Source organism: Modicisalibacter ilicicola DSM 19980, assembly GCF_900128925.1.
Taxonomy (GTDB): domain Bacteria; phylum Pseudomonadota; class Gammaproteobacteria; order Pseudomonadales; family Halomonadaceae; genus Modicisalibacter; species Modicisalibacter ilicicola.
The window spans coordinates 14,908-35,135 of sequence record NZ_FQUJ01000010.1; the positions used below are offsets into that span (position 1 = coordinate 14,908).

The following is a 20,228-nucleotide window of genomic DNA, read 5'->3' on the forward strand; positions in this document are numbered from 1 at the left end:
CGATGCGGTGCCATCACCCCCTGAGTCGAGGAGCGACATGAACAAGCTCGCAAGCAGGAAGCTCATTGTCCGGCTGTTAATCGCCATTGCCCTGGTGGGATTGGCTGCGCTTCTCGCTTGGCAAATGCTCAAGCCTCAGGGCTTGCCAGAGGGTTTTTCCAGCGGCAATGGCCGCATCGAGGCCACGGAGATCGACGTGGCGACCAAGCTGCCCGGCCGGCTGATGGAAGTGCTGGTGGACGAGGGCGCCTTCGTCGAGCCGGGCCAGGTGATCGCCCGCATGAACACCGATGCCCTGGAAGCGGAACTGGCCCAGGCCAAGGCTCAGGTGCGCCAGGCGGAAAATGCCTTGATCACCGCACGCAGCGTGGTCGTCCAGCGGGAGAGCGAGCATGCCACTGCCAAGGCGGTGGTGCTCCAGCGCCAGGCGGAGCTCGATGCCGCGGACAAGCGCTATCGGCGGTCCGCCACCCTGGTGCAGCGCGATGCGATCTCTCGCCAACAGCTCGACGATGACCGGGCTGCCCGGCAGAGTGCCGAGGCCGCCCTGGCGGCGGCACGCTCCCAGGTGCTGTCTGCCGAGGCGGGCGTAGAATCTGCTCGCTCCCAGGCCGTCGAGGCCGAGTCCGCCATCGAGGCCGCCAAGGCGGCGGTAAGACGCGTCCAGGCGGATATCGACGACAGCGAGCTCAGGGCGGATCGCCTCGCTCGGGTGCAGTACCGCATCGCCCAGCCCGGCGAGGTATTGGGCTCCGGCGCCAAGATCCTCAACCTGGTGGACCTCACCGATGTCTACATGACCTTCTTCCTGCCCACTCGAGACGTTGGCCGCGTGGCCCTCGGCGAGCCGGCTCACATCGTGCTCGATGCCGCGCCGCAATACGTCATTCCCGCCCGGGTCAGCTACGTCGCAAGCGTCGCCCAGTTCACACCCAAGACCGTGGAAACCGAGAGCGAGCGGGAGAAGCTGATGTTCCGTGTCAGGGCGCGCCTCGATCCCGAACTCCTGATGCAGCACGTGGAACAGGTCAAGACCGGCCTGCCCGGGGTGGCCTACCTGAAGCTCGATGACGAGGCCACCTGGCCCGATGAACTCCAGATCAACGTGAAATCATGATGACGCCCGGGGAGAGCATCGCCAGCCTGAAGAACGTCACCCTGGAGTATGGCAACTCGCGCAAGGGCAAGACTCGGGCCCTGGACGACTTGAGCCTCGAGATTCCCCCGGGCCGGATGGTCGGACTGATCGGCCCGGACGGCGTCGGCAAGTCGAGTCTGATGGCGCTGGTGTCCGGCGCGCGGCGCATCCAGCAGGGCAGCGTTCGGGTGCTGGGCGGCGACATGGCGGACGCGGCGCATCGCCGACGCTTCTGTCCGCGCATCGCCTACATGCCCCAGGGCCTGGGCAAGAACCTCTATCCCACCCTGAGCGTGCGGGAGAACCTCGAGTTCTTCGGCCGACTATTCGGCCAGGACAAGGCAGAGCGCGACCGGCGCATCGAGGACCTGGCCCGCAGCACGGGCCTGAACGAATTCACCGAGCGCCCGGCAGGCAAGCTGTCCGGCGGCATGAAGCAGAAGCTCGGCCTTTGCTGCGCGCTGATCCACGACCCGGACCTGTTGATCCTCGATGAGCCGACCACCGGGGTCGATCCCCTGGCGCGCAACCAGTTCTGGGAGCTGATCGCGCGTATTCGCCGACAACGTCCCCGGATGAGCGTGCTGGTGGCCACCGCCTACATGGACGAGGCGCAGCGCTTCGACTGGCTGGTGGCCATGGACACGGGCAGGATTCTCGATACCGGCACGCCGAACGAACTGCTCGAACGCACGCAAAGCGATACCCTCGAGCAGGCCTTTATTGCCCTGCTGCCGAAGGCCAAGCGCGCGCAGCATCGCGAGGTCAGGATCCCCCCGCGTCAACCCAGCGACGAGATCGCCATCGAGGCCCACGGCCTGACCAAGCGCTTCGGGAACTTCACCGCGGTGGATCATGTGAGCTTTCGTATCGAACGCGGCGAGATCTTCGGCTTCCTTGGCTCCAATGGCTGCGGCAAGTCCACTACCATGAAGATGCTGACCGGCCTGCTCCCCTTCAGCGAAGGCGAGGCCAAGCTGTTCGGTCAGCCGGTGGATCCGAACGATCTGGCGATACGCCAGCGGGTTGGCTACATGTCCCAGGCCTTCTCACTGTATGGCGAGCTGACGGTGCGCCAGAACCTCGAGCTGCATGCGCGGCTGTATCGGATCCCCGAGGAGGAGCGCGAACCACGCATTGAGCAAATGTTCGAACGGTTTTCTCTCGAATCCGTGGCGGACAGTCTGCCGATGAGCCTGCCCCTGGGGGTGCGACAGCGCCTGTCCCTGGCGGTGGCGGTGATCCACAAGCCGGAGATCCTGATTCTCGACGAACCCACCTCCGGGGTCGATCCGGTGGCCCGGGACAGCTTCTGGGAACTGTTGATTCAGATGTCCCGGGAAGAGCAGGTTACCATCTTCATTTCCACCCACTTCATGAACGAGGCCCTGCGCTGCGACCGCATGTCGATGATGCACGCGGGCAAGGTGCTGGACAGCGACACCCCTCAGGCGCTGCAGCAAAAGCGCGGTGCCCCGTCGCTGGAGGCCGCCTTCATCGCCTATCTCGAGGACGTTAGCGACGACGATACCGACGCGCCGGCAGCGGCCGAGGTGCCGCCAGCGGTCGCGGCATCACCGGCCGATGCAGAGGCACCGATGCGCTTCAGCGCCCGACGCCTGTTCAGCTACGCTCGCCGCGAGGCCATGGAACTGCGCCGGGACCCGGTACGCGGCATTCTCGCCCTGCTCGGCAGCGTGCTGCTGATGTTCATCATGGGCTACGGCATCAGCATGGACGTGGAAGATCTCTCCTATGCGGTGCTCGACTACGACCAGACCTCCACCAGCCAGGCCTATTCGCTGAACCTGGCGGGATCGCGCTACTTCGTCGAGAAACCGCCGCTGGCCAGCATCGATGAGCTCGACGAGCGCATGCGCAGCGGGGAGATCAGCCTGGGGGTGGTCATCCCGCCGGGCTTCGGGCGCAATCTCAAGCGCGGCGCCACCCCGCAGGTGGCCTTCTGGGTCGATGGCTCGATGCCCACCCGGGCGGACACGGTCAAGGGCTATGTCCAGGGCATTCACATGGACTATCTGAAAACTCTCGCCCGCCAGGCGCCGATCGGCGTCGATCCCGCTTCCGCCGGGGTCGCCCTGCGCTACCGCTACAATCCGGACGTGCAGAGCCTGCCGGCCATGGTGCCGGCGGTGATTCCCATGCTGCTGATGATGATTCCGGCGATGCTCACCGCCCTGGGCGTGGTGCGCGAAAAGGAAATGGGCTCGATCATCAACTTCTATGTCACCCCGGTGACCCGCACGGAATTCCTGCTGGGCAAGCAGCTGCCCTACGTGGTGCTGGGCATGGTGAACTTCCTGGTCATGGTGGTCCTGGCGATCTTCGTCTTCGACGTGCCGGTCAAGGGCAGCTTCCCGACCCTGACCGTCGCCGCGCTGCTCTACGTAGTTTGCGCCACCGGTCTCGGGCTTCTGATGTCCTCGGTGCTCAACAGCCAGATCGCCGCCATCTTCGGTACCATGATCGCCACCCTGATCCCCGCCATACAGTTCTCCGGGATGATCCATCCGGTGTCTGCCATGGAAGGCGTTGGTGCCTTCATCGGCCACATCTATCCGACCGCTCACTTCCTGATCATCAGCCGCGGGGTATTCGCCAAGGCGCTGGGCATGGCGGATCTTTACCCTTATCTCATCCCCTTGCTGCTGGCCATCCCCATCCTGCTGCTGATCAGCATCGCCGGGCTGAGACAGCAGGAGAAATGACATGCGCGCCCTGACCAACATTCTTCAGCTCGGCATCAAGGAGCTGCGCAGCCTGGCCCGGGACCCCGCCCTGGTGATACTGATCGTCTACGCATTCAGCCTGAGCATCTACTCCAGCGCCACGGCGATACCCGAGGCGCCCTATCGCGCCACCATCGGCGTGGTCAACGAGGACCCGTCGCCGCTTTCCTATCGCATCCTCGACGCCTTCCAGCTGCCCTACTTCCTGCCGCCCCAGGCCATCACCCATGCGCAGATGGACAGCGGCATGGACGAAGGTCGCTACACCTTCACCCTGAATATTCCGCCGGAATTCCAGCAGGATCTGCTGGCGGGCCGCCATCCCGCCATCCAGCTCAACGTCGACGCCACCCAGGTCAGCCAGGCCTTCACCGGCGCCGGGCACATCCAGCAGATCGTCAGCAGCGAGGTCACCACCTTCCTGCAGCGCTATCACGGCCAGGACGCGCTGCCGGTGGAGGCCGTGGTACGCATGAACTACAACCCCAACCTGGATCGCTCCTGGTTCGGCGCCGTGAATTCCGTGATCGACCAGATCACCATGTTGTCAATCATCCTCACCGGCGCGGCACTCATCAGAGAACGCGAGCACGGCACCATCGAACACTTGCTGGTGATGCCGATCACGCCGGTGGAGATCATGCTGGCCAAGGTCTGGTCCATGGGACTGGTGGTGCTGCTGGCCTCGTCCTTCGCCCTGCGTTTCGTGGTGCAGACCTGGCTGGCGATTCCCATCGGCGGTTCCCTGGGACTGTTCATGCTGGGTGCCGCCCTGCATCTCTTCGCCACCACCTCCATGGGCATCTTCTTCGGCACCGTGGCCCGCACGATGCCCCAGCTGGGACTTCTGATCATCCTGGCGTTGATGCCCTTGCAGATTCTTTCCGGCGGACAATCCCCTCGGGAAAGCATGCCGGAGGTCATCCAGGACATCATGCTGGCCGCTCCCACCACTCACTTCATCGAACTCGCCCAAGCGATCCTCTTTCGCGGCGCGGGATTCGCCATCGTCTGGCCGCAACTGCTGGCCCTCACGGCCATCGGCGGCGTGTTCTTCGTCATCGCCCTGTCTCGGCTGCGCAAGTCACTGAACTGATTCATGCCCCCGATCCATCGGTGAGCCAAAACATTTCGGTACAATGGATAATCGGCTCCAGGTGATGGCGGACTCCGTGTCCCAAGCGTAGTAATGATGGCCCGATGGCCGATGCTCCGGGGATGGTGAAATAGGCTGCCGACATCCCTCATCTTCATTGCTACGCTGATGATGTGATTCATTCAAACCATCGTGGCAAGGACGATCCCATGACCAGCACACCCTCACGCCAGGACCAGGCGCCCGGCGAAGAAACGATCCGAACACTTTCCTTTCGCCTGGGCGCCTGGGGGGCAGCGGTGCCGCTGGTCTTCTTCGTGATCTGGGCGATCACCACCAGCGTTCTCGGCCTCTCCTCGGAAATCGGCCTGGTCATGGGCGCGCTGTTCGGGGTGACCCTGGGGCTGTTCTTCTGCAAGAGCCAGTGGTCGGAATACGCCAGGGGGGTCTTCGATGGCCTGACCCAGCCGGTGGGCGTCGTGGCCATCGTGGCATGGTTCTATGCCGGCATGTTCGCCCAGGTACTGCAGGTCGGCGGCCTGGTGGAGGGCCTGGTGTGGCTGGGCGGCATCTCCGACATGACCGGGGGCTGGTTCGTCGCCCTGACCTTCCTGCTGGCCGCCATCTTCTCCACCGCCGTGGGCACCGGCTATGGCACCACCGTGGCCTTCTGCACCCTGATGTATCCGGCCGGCGTGGCGGTGGGCGCCGATCCGGTAATGCTCTTCGCGGCGATTCTCTCCGGCGCGATCTTCGGCGACAACCTGGCCCCGGTCTCGGACACCACCATCGTCTCCGCCACCACCCAGGACGCGGATGTCCCGGGGGTAGTGCGCAGCCGCTTCAAGTATTCGATCATGGCCGCCATTCCGGCAACGATCCTGTTCGCGCTGTTCGGCGGCGGCGGCGATACCAGCGGCGCCGACCCCGCCGCGCTGAACGCCATGATGGAGTCCACCGAACCCCTGGGGCTGGTCATGCTGGCGCCCTTCGCCCTGGTGCTGATCCTGGCGCTGTCCGGTCAGCACCTGATCACCTCGCTCACCTGGGGCATCCTCGCATCGATCCCGGTCATCGTCATTGTCGGTACCGGAACCTTCTCCGAGATCATCGCCTTCGAGGCGGATTCGGACACCATCGTCACCGGCGCCCTGGTCCAGGGCGTTCAGGGATACGTCAACATGGCGATCCTGATCCTGCTCATCGTCGCCGCCGCCCACTTGATGCGGCTCGGGGGCACCATGGAGACCATCACCGAGAAACTGATGTCCTGGATCAAGAATTCCGTGAAGCGCGCCGAGCTGTCGATCTGGAGCATCGTGGCCCTGCTCAACAGCGCCATCACCATCAACACGGCGGCGGAGATCGCCGCCGCGCCTTTTGTGCGAGAATTGGGCAGACGTTATCATATCCACCGCTACCGCCGAGCCAACATGCTCGACGCGGTCACCTCGGCGCTGGGCTATATCTTCCCCTGGGGGGCACCGGTGCTGCTCGGCTGGTCGACGATCCAGACCATGCAGGGCACCTATGAGTGGCTGCCCAGCGTCGCCCCAACCGCGGTCTTTCCCTTCGTCTTCCAGGGCTGGTTCCTGGTCTTCATCATGCTGTTTGCCGCCGCGACCAGCTGGGGGCTGAAGTTCGAAGGCCCCAACGGCGAGGAAACGAAGGAAAGACCCGCAGCGCTGAGCTGAGTCGCTCGGCACCCATTCTTTCAAGCCCGTTCTTTCAAGGGAGACCCGATCCATGTCCGAGATATTTCAGACCCATCTGAATCGACAGCTCGATGAGCTGCGAGAGGAAGGGCTCTACAAGCAGGAACGCGAACTGCTCTCGCCCCAGCGGGCCAAGGTCAAGGTGGCAAGCGGCGAGGTCCTCAATTTCTGCGCCAACAATTATCTGGGATTGGCGGATGACCCGGACCTGATCGCCGCCGCCAAGCGCGGCCTCGACGAAGAAGGCTTCGGCATGGCTTCGGTGCGCTTCATCTGTGGCACCCATGCCGAACACCGCCATCTGGAAAAGCGTCTCGCCGAGTTTCTGGGCATGGACGACGCCATCCTCTACTCCTCCTGTTTCGATGCCAACGGCGGGCTGTTCGAGACGCTGTTCGGGCCGGAGGACGCGATCATCTCGGATGCCTTGAACCACGCCTCGATCATCGACGGCGTGCGTCTCAGCAAGGCCAGGCGCTATCGTTACGCCAACAACGACATGGCGGAGCTGGAAGCACGCCTGCGGGAAGCCGAGGAAGCCGGTGCCCGCTTCAAGCTGATCGCCACCGATGGCGTGTTTTCCATGGACGGCGTGATCGCCGACCTCGAGGGTATCTGCGAGCTTGCCGAGCGTTTCGATGCCCTGGTGATGGTGGACGACTCCCACGCCACCGGCTTTCTCGGCAACGGCGGGCGCGGCACCCACGAATACCACCGGGTCATGGAGCGCGTGGATATCATCACCACCACCTTCGGCAAGGCGCTGGGCGGCGCCTCCGGCGGGGTCACCGCGGCGCGGGGAGCCATCGTCGAATGGCTGCGCCAGCGCTCCCGCCCCTACCTGTTCTCCAACTCCCTGGCGCCCCCCATCGTCGCCGCGACCCTCACGGCCCTGGACAAGGTCGAGCAAGGCGCGGCCATGCGCCAGCGGCTGTGGGACAATGTGACGCGCTTCCGCCGCGGGATGCAGGAAGCCGGCTTCACCCTGGCCGGGGCCGATCACCCGATCATCCCGGTGATGATCGGCGACGCCCGCCTGGCCGGTGAGTTTGCCGACCGGCTGCTCGAGGAAGGCATCTACGTCATCGGCTTCTCCTACCCGGTGGTGCCCAAGGGTCAGGCGCGCATCCGCACCCAGATGTCCGCGGCCCACTCGCCGGAACAGATCAATCGCGCCATCGACGCCTTCACCCGCATCGGCCGCGAACTCGAGGTGATCTCATGAAGGCCCTGTCCAAGCTCAAGTCGGAACCCGGCATCTGGATGGTCGATGCGCCGGTACCCGAGATCGGCCACAACGATGTGCTGATCAAGATTCATCGCACCGCCATCTGCGGCACCGACATGCACATCTACCAATGGGACGAGTGGTCCCGCAACACCGTCCCGGTGCCCATGATCACCGGCCATGAATACTCCGGCGAGATCGTCGCCATCGGCGAGGAGGTGCGCGGCTTCGACATCGGTGACCGGGTCTCCGGCGAGGGCCACGTGACCTGCGGGCACTGCCGCAACTGTCGCGCCGGTCGCCGGCACCTGTGCCGCAACAGTGTCGGCGTGGGGGTCAACCGCCCCGGCGCCTTCGCCGAGTACATGACGCTGCCGGCCTACAACCTGTTCAAGCTGCCGGACGAGATCACCGATGAACTGGCGGCGATCTTCGATCCCTTCGGCAACGCGGTGCATACGGCCCTGGCCTTCGACGTGGTCGGCGAGGACGTGCTGATCACCGGCGCCGGCCCCATCGGCATCATGGCCGCCGCGGTGGTCCGGCACATCGGCGCCCGCCATGTGGTGATCACCGACATCAACGACTACCGCCTGGAACTGGCGGCGAAGATGGGCGCGACCCGCACCGTCAACGTCTCCCGGGAGAAGCTCCAGGACGTGATGGCGGACCTACACATGCACGAAGGCTTCGACGTGGTGCTGGAGATGTCCGGCGTGCCGACGGCAGTCGACGAGATGCTCGACGTCATCAATCACGGCGGCAAGATTGCCATGCTCGGCATCCCGCCCAAGGAGATGGCCATCGACTGGACCAAGGTGATCTTCAAGGGCCTGACCATTAAGGGCATCTACGGCCGCGAGATGTTCGAGACCTGGTACAAGATGGCGAGCCTGATTCAGTCCGGCCTCGATCTGAGTCCGATCATCACTCACCGCTTTCCCATCGACGAGTTCGAGAAGGGCTTCGAGGTGATGGGATCGGGAAGATCCGGCAAGGTGGTGCTGGACTGGACGTGAAATAAATGGCGCTTCACAGATTGCCGTGACGCCGCTAATTTTCCGAACAAGGGTAGCGTAGGAGCGCAGATTTTCTGCGCGAAAGGCACCGGCAGGCGCCCGAGTCGCTCAGGCGCCGCTCCGCGGCGTTCGCCCGATGAATCGGGCTCCTACCAAACCCGAGGTCTGGGCTTTTGTAGGAGCTCGCTTCAGCGAGCGATGTGCCTTGCCACCTATGCCGGACGAATCTGCGCTCCTACGACAACCTTTGCGGCGGATTCACGGCGTCACGCTAATTTGCAATGAACCAAACAAGACGCCCCTCGCCTGTCTCCAAGCGAGGGGCTTGTCTTTCTACGCTTCGCACCAGGCTTAACGTAAATCGGAGTTGAGCGTATAGGTCCCGGTCACCGTGGCCTTGTCCAGCACGTGATCCTGGATGGCCTTTTCCGCTTCTATCCCGGTAAATTCGCCGTTGAGCCCCAACGTTTCCACGTCAAGCGCATAGACCGTGAAGTGGTAACGGTGAATGCGCTCGTCGTTCCAGGGCGGGCACGGACCGTCGTAGCCGCCGTAGGTGCCTTCCATGTCCGGGTCGCCGGCGAGGAAGTCGGTGAAGGAGTTGATGCCACGCAGCCCCAGGGCACTGGGACCCGGTTCCTTGCCGTGGGCGGTGACGCCATCGGAATCGGCGCCCTCCTCGATGGCGTTCACATCCGCGGGAATATCGACCAGCACCCAGTGATGGAAGTTCCGCCGCTTGATATCCGCCGCCAGCATCTTGCCGGGCTGATTGGCGTCGCTGGCATCCTCGGGCACGTCCGGGTCCACCACGACCACCGCGAAGCTGCGAGTTCCCTCGGGCACCTCGTCCCATGCCAGCGCCGGGTTACGATTTGGCCCCAAGGTCATCGGCTCGCCGTCGCCGGGAACGCCGAAGGCGAAGGTCTCGGGAATGGGCTGCTGGTCCTTGATGCCTTCTACGGTAAGCTTCATTGCCACCTCCTGTGTCGATGAATCATCTCGTTCAGCCAGGTTCAGGGTATCCAAACATTCCCGATCCCGATAGGGGCCGAATACGCCACCCCGACGCACCCGGGATTCTATACTTTCGCATGATCGTGCCCGTCCCTGCTTTGAACCCATCCTTCCATATTGCTATATATCTATAAGCAAATTACATATATTCCCCTTTGCGGCGATTGCCCCCTGGCCATCCGGGACCGCAACTCGGACAGGGCATCACACATGGAGGTGGCATGAATTTCACGATAGGCACCCTGCTGGCCTTCAGCTTTGCAGCGTCACTGATTGCGATCGCCGCCCTGATCTGGGCGATATCGACCCATCAGTTTCGCATCACCGAGAGTGATGCCAGAACCGTTTTCGGGGATGAGGAAGGCGGCAAGCTGGACGACCCGACCTCCCCGCATAGCGACAGCCACCCCTCGGCCGTGGACCCGGCCCTGTCTCCCGAGTGGCGCCGTCTGCTGATCGTCATGTTCGTCACGGCCACGGCCTGGCTAGTATTCGGCTCGATATTCGGCCTGATCGCCTCGCTGAAACTCCATCTCCCGGACTGGCTGACCGGCAGCGCCGCGTTGACCTTCGGACGCATGCGGACCATGCACCTGAACTCGGTCATCTACGGGTTTCTCTCCCTGGGCGGCGTGGGCGCGGCACTCTGGCTCGTACCCACCCTGTTCAAGACTCACCTGCACAAACCTCGGCTCGCCATGCTCGGGGCGGTGATCTGGAACCTGGCGGTCTTCGCCGGTGTAATCGTCATCGGCGCGGGCTGGAACGACGGCCTGGAATGGCTCGAAATCCCCTGGCAGATCGACATCTTCCTGGCCATCGGCGGCGCCTGTTTCGCCATTCCGTTGCTCTATACCGCCGCCGCCCGGCGGGTCAATCACATCTATGTGACCGGCTGGTACTACCTGGGGGGGCTGGTATGGTTCCCGGTGCTGTTCCTCCTGGCCAATCTCCCCGGGGTACACAGCGGCGCGCAACAGGCCACCACCAACTGGTGGTTCGCCCACAACGTGCTGGGGCTCTGGCTGACTCCGCTGGGGCTCGGCGCCGCCTACTATTTCATCCCCAAGATCATCGGCAAGCCGATCTACTCCTATCGCCTGTCGCTACTGGGATTCTGGGCCCTGGCGCTATTCTACAGCCAGGTGGGGATGCACCACCTGATCGGTGGCCCGGTACCTACCTGGGTGGTATCGCTGTCCGTGGTGCAGTCGGTGATGATGGTGGTGCCGGTGGTCGCGGTCGCCATCAACCAGCATACGCTGAGCCTGGGCAACCTCTGGGCCTGGCGCGAAAGCCTGCCGCTGCGCTTCGTGGCACTGGGGGCGATCCTGTATACCCTGGCCTCGCTGCAAGGGTCGCTGGAAGCGGTACGGGCGTTCAATACCGTCACCCACTTCACTCATTACACCGTGGCCCATGCCCACCTGGGGGCCTACGGTTTCGTGGCGCTGGTGCTGTTCGGTGGCATCTATTACATGCTGCCGCGGGTCACCGGTCGTGCCTGGCCGATGCCCTGGGCCATCAGTCTGCATTTCTGGCTGGTCGTGGCCGGCTTCGCCGTCTATTTCATTTCGCTGACCATCGGAGGCTGGCTGCAGGGGCTGGCCATGCTCGACGCCACCCGGGATTGGCTGGCAAGCATGGAAGTGACCCTCCCCTACCTGGCTGGCCGTTCCCTGGGTGGCGCCCTGATGACCCTTGGCCATCTGGTGTTCGCCGCCAACCTGGCCGTGCTGTTCTTTGGCCGCACGCGCCGATTCGAGGATGACTCGGACGACGTTGCCACCCCGGCGACTGCTACCAGTACAGGAGCCTGACGGAATGAATCGCGTATTGCCTCTGATCGTCGTCGCCCTGGCCATCCTGGCCTTCGCCACTCTCCTGCTGGTGGCGGGGCCCGCGGCACAGATCCGCAGCATCGACCCACCGGAAGGGCTCGCCCCCTATACCGCCGCCGAGCTGCGCGGGCGCAACGAATACATCAGCCTGGGCTGCGTCTATTGCCACTCTCAGCAGCCGCGTTCACCGGAACAGGCTCCCGACGTGCTGCGCGGCTGGGGGCGCCCTTCTACCGCGGCGGACTATGTCTATGACGAGCCGCACCTGCTCGGCACCATGCGGACCGGGCCGGATCTTCTCAACGCTGGGGCACGGCTGCCGTCTCGAGCCTGGCAACTGACCCATCTCTATCAACCCCGGGCCATCGTGCCCCAGAGCATCATGCCGGCCTTTCCCTTTCTGTTCGAGGCCAAGGAGCAGGCCGCCCAGGGCGACGTGGTCGTGAAGGTGCCGGCGCGTCACCGTCCCGAAGGCAAGGTCATCGTCGCCAGGCAGGAAGCGCTCGATCTGGTGGACTATCTGCTCAGCCTCGATCGCACCTATCCGGCCGAACGCACCGATCTCAGGGATAACGGCTTCATGGCCCAGGAGGAGGATTCGTGACGCAAAAGCGCAAAGCAGAACGGCGGATCAAGTCCGTGGCAGGCACCAGCAACAAGAACTTCGACCCGCACGAATCCTACAACCCCATCCCCTGGCAGGTCATCGCCATAGCGCTGGCACTGGCGGCGTGGGGGATCATCACCCTGGCCACCACCCGCGAAATGGCCGAGTCGGAACCGGAAGTCACCCAGGGCACCGGTGCCGATGAGCGGCTGTCGAAGGCGGTGGACGCCGAGATGTCCGACGGACGCCAGCTCTTCGTCACCAACTGTTCCACCTGTCACCAGAACAACGGCTCGGGTATCGAGGCTGCCGTTCCGCCCCTGGCCGGCTCCCGCTACGTGCTGGCCGAACCGGAAGTACCGGCCAGCATCGTGCTCTTCGGCATCCAGGGCGAGATCGAGGTGGCGGGTGACACCTATCGCGGTCGCATGCCGACCTTTGGAAACGAGCTGAATGACGAGCAGATCGCCTCCATCCTCAGTTACGTTCGCAATAGCTGGGGCAACCAGGCTTCGGCCATCGAGGCGGGCCTCGTCGCCGAGCAGCGTCGGCGCTTTGCAGAGCGCACCACGCCTTGGGCGGGCGGCGCGGCGCTCGCCGAGACCTTCGGCATTCCGGCCACGTCCCGGCCCACCGCCAGCGTGGCCACCAGCGAGGAGAGCCACTGATGCGATCATTCATGACGCGCGGCCGATTCGCCCTCCTGACGACCGTGATCATGGCCGGTGCCGGGCTGGTGCTCTCCCCGGGCCAGGCTCAGGAGAAGGCGTCTGGGGCACGCTCCGATGCCAAGTCCCTCGAAAAGCCGCTGGCGGCGGTCTATTACGGCCAGGCAGCGGCCCAGGCCGACACGCAGAGTGTAGAAGGCCTGATCGGCCAGGGCAGCGGCGATACCTGGGCTTGCGCCTCCTGCCATGGCGACCGGGGCCAGGGAGCCGAGAACGTACCGCGTCTGGCCGGTCTGCCGGCGGGTTATATCACCAAGCAGTTGCATGACTATGCCAACCGGCGGCGTCTCAACGACAACATGCAGTATGTCGTCGAGGGGCTGACGGACGATCAGATGGCGGCACTCGGCAGGTATTACGCCGAAATGGAATCTCCGAGCAGTGCCAGGCCTGGCCTGAGCGGCGATCTCGACCGTGGTCGGGAGCTCGCCTTGCAGGGCGACTGGAGCCTCGACGTCCCGGCCTGTTACAGCTGTCACGGCTCTTCCGGCTGGGGGGTCGGCCAGGCCTTTCCCGCCCTGGCGGGACAGCATCCCAGCTACACCTACAATCAGCTCGCCAGCTGGAAGAGCGGTCGCCGGGCCAACTCGCCGATCAACCTGATGCACAACGTCGCCATGGCGCTTTCCGAGCACGACATGCGTTCCGTGGCGGATTACCTGGCCTCGCTGCCCGCCGCCCCGGGCGGAAGACAGGCAGGGCTCGATACCCCCGCCCCCGGTCAACTCCCCCCTGTCGAACGGGCGGCCAGCAGTCAACAAGGGAGCGCCGATCATGAATGATCACAACCCCTCCAGGGCGAATCGCTCGGCCAGGCGTCGTTTCGCCTACGCAGGCGTGGGCGCGGTCGTGCTGTTCGTTGCGGGTACGCTGGTCGCCAATTACAAGCTGCTGCCCTACCTCACCGGCTCCCCTGCCGAGACGAGCCAGGCCGAGAAGAACAAGCAGATCGCCCAGCAGGCCCGACAGAAGCTGGGCGAAGAGCGCCAGGCCTGGCAGAACGATCCCAAGGCCGATCCCCCCAGGCCCCCGACCGGGCCAGAAGGCTATTTCCAGCCACCGCAGGAGCATGAGATCCCCGATGATGAGTTCGGGCAGGCCATTCGCCGGGGGCGGGAAATCTTCTTCAATACCGGCACCAACGCCCGGGAGTTCGCCGGCAATGAACTGGCCTGCGCCAATTGCCACCTGGATGGCGGTCGCAAGGAAAACTCGGCACCGATGTGGGCGGCAATCAACAACTACCCCGCCTATCGCGGCAAGAACAAGATGATCAACACCATGGAGGACCGCATCAACGGTTGCTTCACCTACTCCATGAACGCCCAGAGCTCGCCCAGCGGCGGGCCACCGCCGCCGGGGCACCAGGTCTACAAGGACCTGCAGAGCTATTTCTACTGGCTAGGGGATGGGGCGCCGCTCAACGAGGACATGCCCGGACGCGGTTATCCGACCATGCAGAAGACCGATCAGGGCTACGACTGGCAACGGGGCGAGGAGGTATTCGTCAACAACTGCGCGGTGTGTCACGGCCTGGACGGCCAGGGGCAGAAGGATATCAACGGCCGCTACATCTTTCCTCCCCTGTGGGGGCCTCATTCCTACAACTGGGGTGCCGGCATGCACCGGGTCAATACGGCCGCGGGCTTCATCAAGGCCAACATGCCGCTCGGCAAGCCCTTCAGCCTGTCCGATCAGCAGGCCTGGGATGTCGCCGCCTACATCAACAGCTTCCCGCGGCCGGCGGACCCGCGCCAGACCGATGAAGGCATCAGCCTGGAAGAGTCTCGGGAAAAGTACCACCAGCACATGGGCTACTATAACCACTCGCTGCATGGGGTCACCCTGGGCGAAGGGGCCACCCCGGAGCGCTGGGAACGCTTCGTCGAGTCCTGGCGTGCTGCCGGCATGTCCGCCATGAACCAGCCGTGAGACCATGGGACGCCGTCGGCCGCCAGACAATGACGAACTCGATGCCCTGCAGGAGAGCGGCCACGCCCTGCTTTCCGTCGAAGGGTTATGGTGCCCGAGTTGTGCCGCCGCCACGGAGCAGGTCATCCAGCGCACGCCGGGCGTGCTCGATGCCGGGGTAAGTTTCGCCACGTCGGCAGCCCTAGTGCGCTGGGATCCGCAGCGTCTGCACCTGCACGAACTGGCCCAACGGGTTCGTCGCCTCGGTTACCGGCTCGGGCCGCCGCTGAGCGCCGAACAGACCCTGGACCGCATCGACCGGGAAATCGAGCGACTGGGGGTACGCCTGGCGGTGGCTGCCCTCTTCGGCATGTGGACCATGCTGCTCTCGGTGCTGCTCTACCTAGACAACGGCGGCATCGCCTCTTCACCGGCGGGCTGGTGGCTCGCGCTCGGTGCCGGTGTAGCGGCACTGCCGGTGGTGATCGTCGTCGGTGGACCGATCCTGCTGGCCGGCTGGCGCACCTTGCGCCTCGGCCTGCCCGGCATGGACACCCTGGCAAGCATCGGCGTCAGCGCCGCTCTGGGGCTGTCGTTCTGGCAGCTGACCCAGGGGAGCAGCGAGGTCTATTTCGATACCGCGGTCATGCTGATCGTCCTGCTCACCCTCGGACGCTTCATCGAGACCCGTACCCTGCGCCATGCCGCCCAGGCCATCGATGCCCTGCAAGACACCCTGCCCGAGACCGCCGAGCGCCTGGACGAGTGTGGCAACCTCATGAAGGTGCCGGCGGCAAAGGTGCAGGCGGGTGCGACGATCCGTGTCGCCGCCGGTCAACGTGTTCCACTGGACGGCTACGTTCTGCAGGGCGACAGTCGGCTCGACCGCAGCGTGCTCAGCGGCGAATCCCTGCCTTGTCCGGTAACCGCCGGCGAGCATGTGGAAGCCGGCTGCATCAACCTGACGAGCGCCCTGCTTCTGGTCGTCGACAAGGTGGTCGGGGAGCGCCGCATCGACCGGATCGGCGCGCGCATCGCCGAAGCGGCCGGCGCCAAGGGTGATACCCAACGGCTGGCGGATCGGGTGGCGCGTTGGGTCGTGCCGGTGGCCCTGGGGCTGGCACTGCTGACACTGCTCCTCGCCAATCTCTTCGGCGTACCGTTTGAGGATGCCCTGCTGAGGGCGATCTCGGTGCTGGTCATCGCCTGCCCCTGTGCCGTGGGCATCGCGGTGCCGGTGGCCTACGTGGCTTCCGCCAGTCAGGCGGCGCGTCAGGGCATCCTCTTTCGCCACCCGGCTGCCCTGGAAGCCATGGCACGGGTGAATACGATGCTGTTCGACAAGACCGGCACCCTCACCGAGGGTCGATTGGCCGTGGGCAAGGTGATCCTTCGACACCGGGACACGGCCCTGCCGACGACCGCAAGCGCCATACTCGCCCTGGCGGCAAGGGCCGAGCAGGGCGTGGATCATGTCATTGCCAGGGCCCTGCGAGCGGAAGTCACGACGCCACCGGACAGCCTCGAGGTCATGCCCCAGCGCTTCGAGCGTGGCGTACGCCTCGAGGATGCCGACTACGGCACGATACTGGTCGGCAATCGGCAATTCCTCGGGGAACAAGACGTCGAATGCCCTTTCGACGACGATGAAGCGGATGCCAACGAGGCCCTGGGCGTGCGTGTCGAGGTCGCCGCAGCGGGGCACTGGCTGGCCTCGATCCTGCTTCAGGATCGTCTGCGCGACGATGCCGCCGACGCGCTGAAACGCCTGCAACACGCCGGGGTCGAATGCGCCATCGTCAGCGGTGATGCCGAGGCCCCGGTACGCGCCGTGGCAAGCCAGCTCGGCATCCCGGCCTCGCACCTGTTCGCCGCCTGCACCCCGGAAGCCAAGGCCGCGATCGTGCGCAATACTCACGGCTTCGTCGCCTTCGCCGGTGACGGCATCAACGACGGCCCCGCCCTGGCCCAGGCGGATGTCGGCCTGGCCGTCAGCGAGTCCACCAGCACCGCCACCGCGGCAGCCAGCATCGCCATCGCCGAAGGCGGTGTGACGCGCATCGCCGATGCCCTGGGCATGGCAAGGCGGGCCTATCGGGTGATGCGCCAGAACCTCGCCTTCGCCCTGCTTTACAATACCATCGGCCTGAGCCTGGCCGCCTTCGGTGCGATACCGCCCGTGGCAGCGGCCATCGCCATGGCCGCCAGCTCGCTGACGGTGGTTGCCAACGCGTCGCGGCTGGCCTCCAAGGAGCGTTGAATAAAACATAACGTGGCGCCTTCGCCGGCAGTATGTAAAGCTGGGGCATAACTCGACCGCCTCGCGATTGCCATGAAGACCATGCCCCCTGTCCGTCACTCCCCGACCCCCGCCGAACTCGGTTTTCGCATGCCCGCGGAGTTCGCCCCTCACGATGCCTGCTGGATGCTCTGGCCGCAGCGCCCCGACAACTGGCGCTACGGCGCCAAGCCGGCCCAGGCCGCCTTCGTCGCGGTGGCCAGCGTCATCGCCGAGAGCGAGACGGTGTTCGTCGGGGTCAACGACGACCAGTACGAGAATGCCCGTCACCACCTGCCCGCCCACGTCCGTGTGGTAGAACTGTCGAGCAACGACGCCTGGATGCGCGATGTGGGGCCGACCTTCCTGACCCACCCGGACGGCCGGCTGGCGATGGTCGACTGGGAGTTCAACGCCTGGGGCGGCCTCGACGGCGGGCTCTATTTCCCCTGGGACAAGGATCGGCGCATCCGCATGAAGATCGCCGAGATATTGGGAATCGAGCGCTTCATCTCGCCGCTGGTGCTGGAGGGCGGGGCGATCCATGTGGATGGCGAGGGCACCCTGATCACTACCGAGGAGTGCCTGCTCAATTCCAACCGCAACCCCGAGTGGAGCAAGGCGGACATGGAGCGCCTGCTGAGCGATTTCCTCGGGGTGAGCAAGGTCCTCTGGCTGCCCCGCGGCTGTCACCGGGACGAGACCGACGGCCATATCGACAACCTGTGCTGCTTCATCGCCCCCGGCGAAGTCGCCCTGACCTGGACCGACGACGAGAGCGATCCGCAGCACGCCATCTCCCGGGAGGCGCGGGAGATTCTGGAGCAAGTGACGGACGCCCAAGGGCGACGCCTCAAGGTCCATCTGCTGCCCCAGCCGGGGCCGCTGCATATCGCCGAAACGGAAGCCAGCGGGGTCGACCGGCTGAGCGGGTCAAAGCCTCGTCGGCCCGGGGACCGCCTGGCCGGCTCCTACGTCAACTTCTACATCGGGAATTCGGTGGTGGTGATGCCGCGCCTCGATCCGACGCATGACGACGAGGCCCGGGCAATCCTCGAAAGCCTGTTCCCCGAGCGCCGGGTGATCGCCATCGACGCCCGCGAGATCCTGCTCGGCGGCGGCAACATCCACTGCATCACCCAGCAGCAGCCACGCGCCATCCGAGCTACCGGCAGAAGCTGACACCGCGCATCCCCAGATGGAAGTGATTGGCGTGGGCGGCGTTGTACCCCGGCCCCAGCACCGTGCCGAACAGCCCGCAGGCGTCTTCCTGGGCGCGCTTGAGGAAGGTGCCGGCCGCATCCTCGCCGCCCCAATCCTTCAATACCTCGATGCGCCGGCCGTCCGCGAGCCGAAACGCCGCCACGTCGATGGCCTCGGCGCTGGCGTGCTCGCTGCGACGGCCTTCCTTGCGGCCATAGATGTTGCGGCAGGCGAAGCTGCCGTAATGCTGAACGCGCGCGATGGGCTGGCCGAAGATCTCCTCTGCCAACGGCTGCAGTCGATGCTGCTCGTAAAGCGTCCAGCTCAAGGCCAGCGGGCAGGACGCCACGAAGCCGCGATTGAACGCCGCCGCGCCGCGCTGGACCCGCACCACATTGGACAAGGGACAGCCCTCGACCGGGGTATGATCGTCCAGCGGAACATACTCGAGGGCGCCCTGGGGCGCGGTCTCCAGTGCCGCCAGGCAGGCCTCGCGGTTGCCCGCAAGGCGCGACAGCTTCCATTGCGTGACAGGCGTCAGGGGATCGGCGACGTAGAGCGGCTGCCAGGGCGCCCACTCACGCGGAATCGTCCACCACTGCTTCTCGAAGCCGATGCCGACGACGATCGCGATCAGTGCGAATACCTCGCGTGCGTGGATCTTCATAGTGTCGCTAGCGCTGTCTCTTTCTTACCACGGCAATATCTGCCATGAAGCCTATGCTACGCTACCATTCGGCTCATGGGTCCGCCGACAGTAGCGGGGTACCCTACCACCTCGTCGAGATCGATTCGCTGGAGGCACTGGCAAGGGCGATTCCCGCCCCGGGTCCTTGGTCACGCTGGATCACCCCGAGCGGCCATGAATCGATCTATCTCTACGTGAGGGCCACGACGACCGAGCGCAACAATCACTTGCGCTGTCGCATGTTCACTCTGGGTGCCAGCCTCTACGAGGACCCGGCAACCGGCAGCGCGGCGGCGGCTCTGGCGGGTAAGTTGGCCATGGCAAGCGCGGGCTCCGGCCGCTGGCAATGGCATATCGTCCAGGGCGTGGAGATGGGCCGTCCGAGCAGGATAATCGCGGCGGTCGAGCGCGATACCCAAGGCAATACGGTGATTCATATCGCCGGCCAGGCCACCATCGTCGGCCAGGGCACCCTGCAGACTCGCTGATCGTCCACCATACTGAGGCTCCGAATACGCGATTCACAGGAGCCTTTATGGCACGTTTCATCGCTCTCGCCTTCATCGCCGGCTTTCTTGCCGTGATCTGCTTCCATCAGGCCGCGGCGGGATTGTTGCATGCCTTTGGCGTCATTCCTTCCGCGCCCTATAACGCCTCGGCGGTGCCGCCCTTCGGTGTAGCGGCCTGGTTCTCGGCGAGCTTCTGGGGCGGTATCTGGGGCATCGTCATGCTGTGGCTCTTTTCCCATTTCAACGTCGCTCAAGGCCAGTGGTGGAAGGCCCTGCTGTTCGGCGGCATCGTCCTGACCCTGGTGGCCATGCTGATCGTCTTCCCGCTCAAGGGGCGAGGCGTCAATCTTGCCATCTTCCCCATCGGCTTCACGGTCAATGCGGCCTGGGGAGTGGGCACCCTGGTGTTCGCCCGAGTCTTCCATCTGCGCCTCGGTTAGGCTTGCAAGCAATCGCGCCCGGTAAGCCGCCAGCGTTCGCCACGACCAGACCTCATGCCCCGG

At 64.8% G+C, this 20,228-nt stretch carries 17 protein-coding genes; 15 read left to right on the forward strand and 2 right to left on the reverse strand.

The window, feature by feature from the left end:
- Positions 1–37: 37 nt before the first annotated feature.
- The 6 genes from BUA41_RS11785 (at position 38) to tdh (ending at position 8,943) form a co-directional block, all read left to right on the forward strand.
- Positions 38–1,117, forward strand: a complete 1,080-nt coding sequence (locus BUA41_RS11785) for an HlyD family secretion protein (protein WP_072823068.1) — start codon at positions 38–40, stop codon at positions 1,115–1,117.
- Entirely contained in the window at positions 1,114–3,864 is a 2,751-nt protein-coding gene (gene rbbA / locus BUA41_RS11790) for a ribosome-associated ATPase/putative transporter RbbA (RefSeq protein ID WP_444939607.1), read from the forward strand. Before BUA41_RS11785 ends, rbbA begins: the two co-directional genes overlap by 4 nt.
- A gap of 1 nt (position 3,865) precedes the next feature.
- Positions 3,866–4,981, forward strand: coding sequence for an ABC transporter permease (locus tag BUA41_RS11795; RefSeq protein WP_072823072.1), 1,116 nt, complete (start codon positions 3,866–3,868; stop codon positions 4,979–4,981).
- A 209-nt stretch (positions 4,982–5,190) separates the two neighbouring features.
- Positions 5,191–6,675 (forward strand): Na+/H+ antiporter NhaC family protein, encoded by a 1,485-nt coding sequence (locus tag BUA41_RS11800; RefSeq protein WP_072823074.1) that lies wholly within the window; start codon positions 5,191–5,193, stop codon positions 6,673–6,675.
- A gap of 52 nt (positions 6,676–6,727) precedes the next feature.
- Positions 6,728–7,921 (forward strand): glycine C-acetyltransferase, encoded by a 1,194-nt coding sequence (locus BUA41_RS11805; protein WP_072823076.1) that lies wholly within the window; start codon positions 6,728–6,730, stop codon positions 7,919–7,921.
- Entirely contained in the window at positions 7,918–8,943 is a 1,026-nt protein-coding gene (tdh, locus tag BUA41_RS11810) for an L-threonine 3-dehydrogenase (protein WP_072823078.1), read from the forward strand. The genes BUA41_RS11805 and tdh overlap by 4 nt, the downstream gene beginning before the upstream one ends.
- 351 nt (positions 8,944–9,294) lie before the next feature.
- Here the strand turns inward: tdh and BUA41_RS11815 are convergent, their stop codons facing one another.
- Positions 9,295–9,918, reverse strand: coding sequence for a YbhB/YbcL family Raf kinase inhibitor-like protein (locus tag BUA41_RS11815; RefSeq protein ID WP_072823080.1), 624 nt, complete (start codon positions 9,916–9,918; stop codon positions 9,295–9,297).
- Positions 9,919–10,181: 263 nt separating this feature from the next.
- On the opposite strand from BUA41_RS11815, the gene BUA41_RS11820 reads away from it, so the two are divergent.
- The 7 genes from BUA41_RS11820 (at position 10,182) to aguA (ending at position 18,507) form a co-directional block, all read left to right on the forward strand.
- Positions 10,182–11,780 carry a cbb3-type cytochrome c oxidase subunit I gene (locus BUA41_RS11820; protein WP_072823082.1) on the forward strand — a complete coding sequence of 533 codons (1,599 nt, stop codon included), beginning with the start codon at positions 10,182–10,184 and terminating at the stop codon, positions 11,778–11,780.
- 4 nt (positions 11,781–11,784) lie between these two features.
- Positions 11,785–12,405: a cbb3-type cytochrome c oxidase subunit II gene (locus BUA41_RS11825; RefSeq protein ID WP_072823084.1), complete on the forward strand. Its 621-nt coding sequence runs from the start codon at positions 11,785–11,787 to the stop codon at positions 12,403–12,405.
- The gene (locus BUA41_RS11830) at positions 12,402–13,076 is read left to right on the forward strand and encodes a c-type cytochrome (protein ID WP_072823086.1); all 675 of its coding nucleotides are present in this window, start codon (positions 12,402–12,404) and stop codon (positions 13,074–13,076) included. Before BUA41_RS11825 ends, BUA41_RS11830 begins: the two co-directional genes overlap by 4 nt.
- The gene (locus BUA41_RS11835) at positions 13,076–13,918 is read left to right on the forward strand and encodes a c-type cytochrome (RefSeq protein WP_072823088.1); all 843 of its coding nucleotides are present in this window, start codon (positions 13,076–13,078) and stop codon (positions 13,916–13,918) included. Before BUA41_RS11830 ends, BUA41_RS11835 begins: the two co-directional genes overlap by 1 nt.
- The gene (locus tag BUA41_RS11840) at positions 13,911–15,068 is read left to right on the forward strand and encodes a c-type cytochrome (RefSeq protein ID WP_072823090.1); all 1,158 of its coding nucleotides are present in this window, start codon (positions 13,911–13,913) and stop codon (positions 15,066–15,068) included. Before BUA41_RS11835 ends, BUA41_RS11840 begins: the two co-directional genes overlap by 8 nt.
- 4 nt (positions 15,069–15,072) lie before the next feature.
- On the forward strand, positions 15,073–17,307 hold the full coding sequence (locus BUA41_RS11845) for a heavy metal translocating P-type ATPase (RefSeq protein ID WP_072823092.1): 2,235 nt from the start codon (positions 15,073–15,075) through the stop codon (positions 17,305–17,307).
- 72 nt (positions 17,308–17,379) lie between these two features.
- Positions 17,380–18,507 (forward strand): agmatine deiminase, encoded by a 1,128-nt coding sequence (aguA, locus tag BUA41_RS11850; protein ID WP_084671477.1) that lies wholly within the window; start codon positions 17,380–17,382, stop codon positions 18,505–18,507.
- On the opposite strand, the gene BUA41_RS11855 is transcribed toward aguA, so the two are convergent.
- A complete protein-coding gene (locus tag BUA41_RS11855) occupies positions 18,491–19,195 on the reverse strand; it encodes an extensin-like domain-containing protein (RefSeq protein WP_072823096.1) in 705 nt (234 codons plus the stop codon). The genes aguA and BUA41_RS11855 overlap by 17 nt on opposite strands.
- Before the next feature lie 44 nt (positions 19,196–19,239).
- On the opposite strand from BUA41_RS11855, the gene BUA41_RS11860 reads away from it, so the two are divergent.
- Positions 19,240–19,704: a PhzF family phenazine biosynthesis protein gene (locus tag BUA41_RS11860; RefSeq protein ID WP_084671480.1), complete on the forward strand. Its 465-nt coding sequence runs from the start codon at positions 19,240–19,242 to the stop codon at positions 19,702–19,704.
- A gap of 47 nt (positions 19,705–19,751) precedes the next feature.
- Positions 19,752–20,165: a hypothetical protein gene (locus tag BUA41_RS11865; protein WP_072823100.1), complete on the forward strand. Its 414-nt coding sequence runs from the start codon at positions 19,752–19,754 to the stop codon at positions 20,163–20,165.
- Positions 20,166–20,228 lie beyond the last annotated feature (63 nt).

What these genes read in the sequence shown, in the direction of transcription:
- BUA41_RS11785 (WP_072823068.1), top strand. Translation starts at nt 38, where the DNA reads ATGAACAAGCTCGCAAGCAGGAAGCTCATTGTCCGGCTGTTAATCGCC.
- rbbA (WP_444939607.1), top strand. Translation starts at nt 1,114, where the DNA reads ATGATGACGCCCGGGGAGAGCATCGCCAGCCTGAAGAACGTCACCCTG.
- BUA41_RS11795 (WP_072823072.1), top strand. Translation starts at nt 3,866, where the DNA reads ATGCGCGCCCTGACCAACATTCTTCAGCTCGGCATCAAGGAGCTGCGC.
- BUA41_RS11800 (WP_072823074.1), top strand. Translation starts at nt 5,191, where the DNA reads ATGACCAGCACACCCTCACGCCAGGACCAGGCGCCCGGCGAAGAAACG.
- BUA41_RS11805 (WP_072823076.1), top strand. Translation starts at nt 6,728, where the DNA reads ATGTCCGAGATATTTCAGACCCATCTGAATCGACAGCTCGATGAGCTG.
- tdh (WP_072823078.1), top strand. Translation starts at nt 7,918, where the DNA reads ATGAAGGCCCTGTCCAAGCTCAAGTCGGAACCCGGCATCTGGATGGTC.
- BUA41_RS11815 (WP_072823080.1), bottom strand. Translation starts at nt 9,918, where the DNA reads ATGAAGCTTACCGTAGAAGGCATCAAGGACCAGCAGCCCATTCCCGAG.
- BUA41_RS11820 (WP_072823082.1), top strand. Translation starts at nt 10,182, where the DNA reads ATGAATTTCACGATAGGCACCCTGCTGGCCTTCAGCTTTGCAGCGTCA.
- BUA41_RS11825 (WP_072823084.1), top strand. Translation starts at nt 11,785, where the DNA reads ATGAATCGCGTATTGCCTCTGATCGTCGTCGCCCTGGCCATCCTGGCC.
- BUA41_RS11835 (WP_072823088.1), top strand. Translation starts at nt 13,076, where the DNA reads ATGCGATCATTCATGACGCGCGGCCGATTCGCCCTCCTGACGACCGTG.
- BUA41_RS11840 (WP_072823090.1), top strand. Translation starts at nt 13,911, where the DNA reads ATGAATGATCACAACCCCTCCAGGGCGAATCGCTCGGCCAGGCGTCGT.
- BUA41_RS11845 (WP_072823092.1), top strand. Translation starts at nt 15,073, where the DNA reads ATGGGACGCCGTCGGCCGCCAGACAATGACGAACTCGATGCCCTGCAG.
- aguA (WP_084671477.1), top strand. Translation starts at nt 17,380, where the DNA reads ATGAAGACCATGCCCCCTGTCCGTCACTCCCCGACCCCCGCCGAACTC.
- BUA41_RS11855 (WP_072823096.1), bottom strand. Translation starts at nt 19,195, where the DNA reads ATGAAGATCCACGCACGCGAGGTATTCGCACTGATCGCGATCGTCGTC.
- BUA41_RS11860 (WP_084671480.1), top strand. Translation starts at nt 19,240, where the DNA reads ATGAAGCCTATGCTACGCTACCATTCGGCTCATGGGTCCGCCGACAGT.
- BUA41_RS11865 (WP_072823100.1), top strand. Translation starts at nt 19,752, where the DNA reads ATGGCACGTTTCATCGCTCTCGCCTTCATCGCCGGCTTTCTTGCCGTG.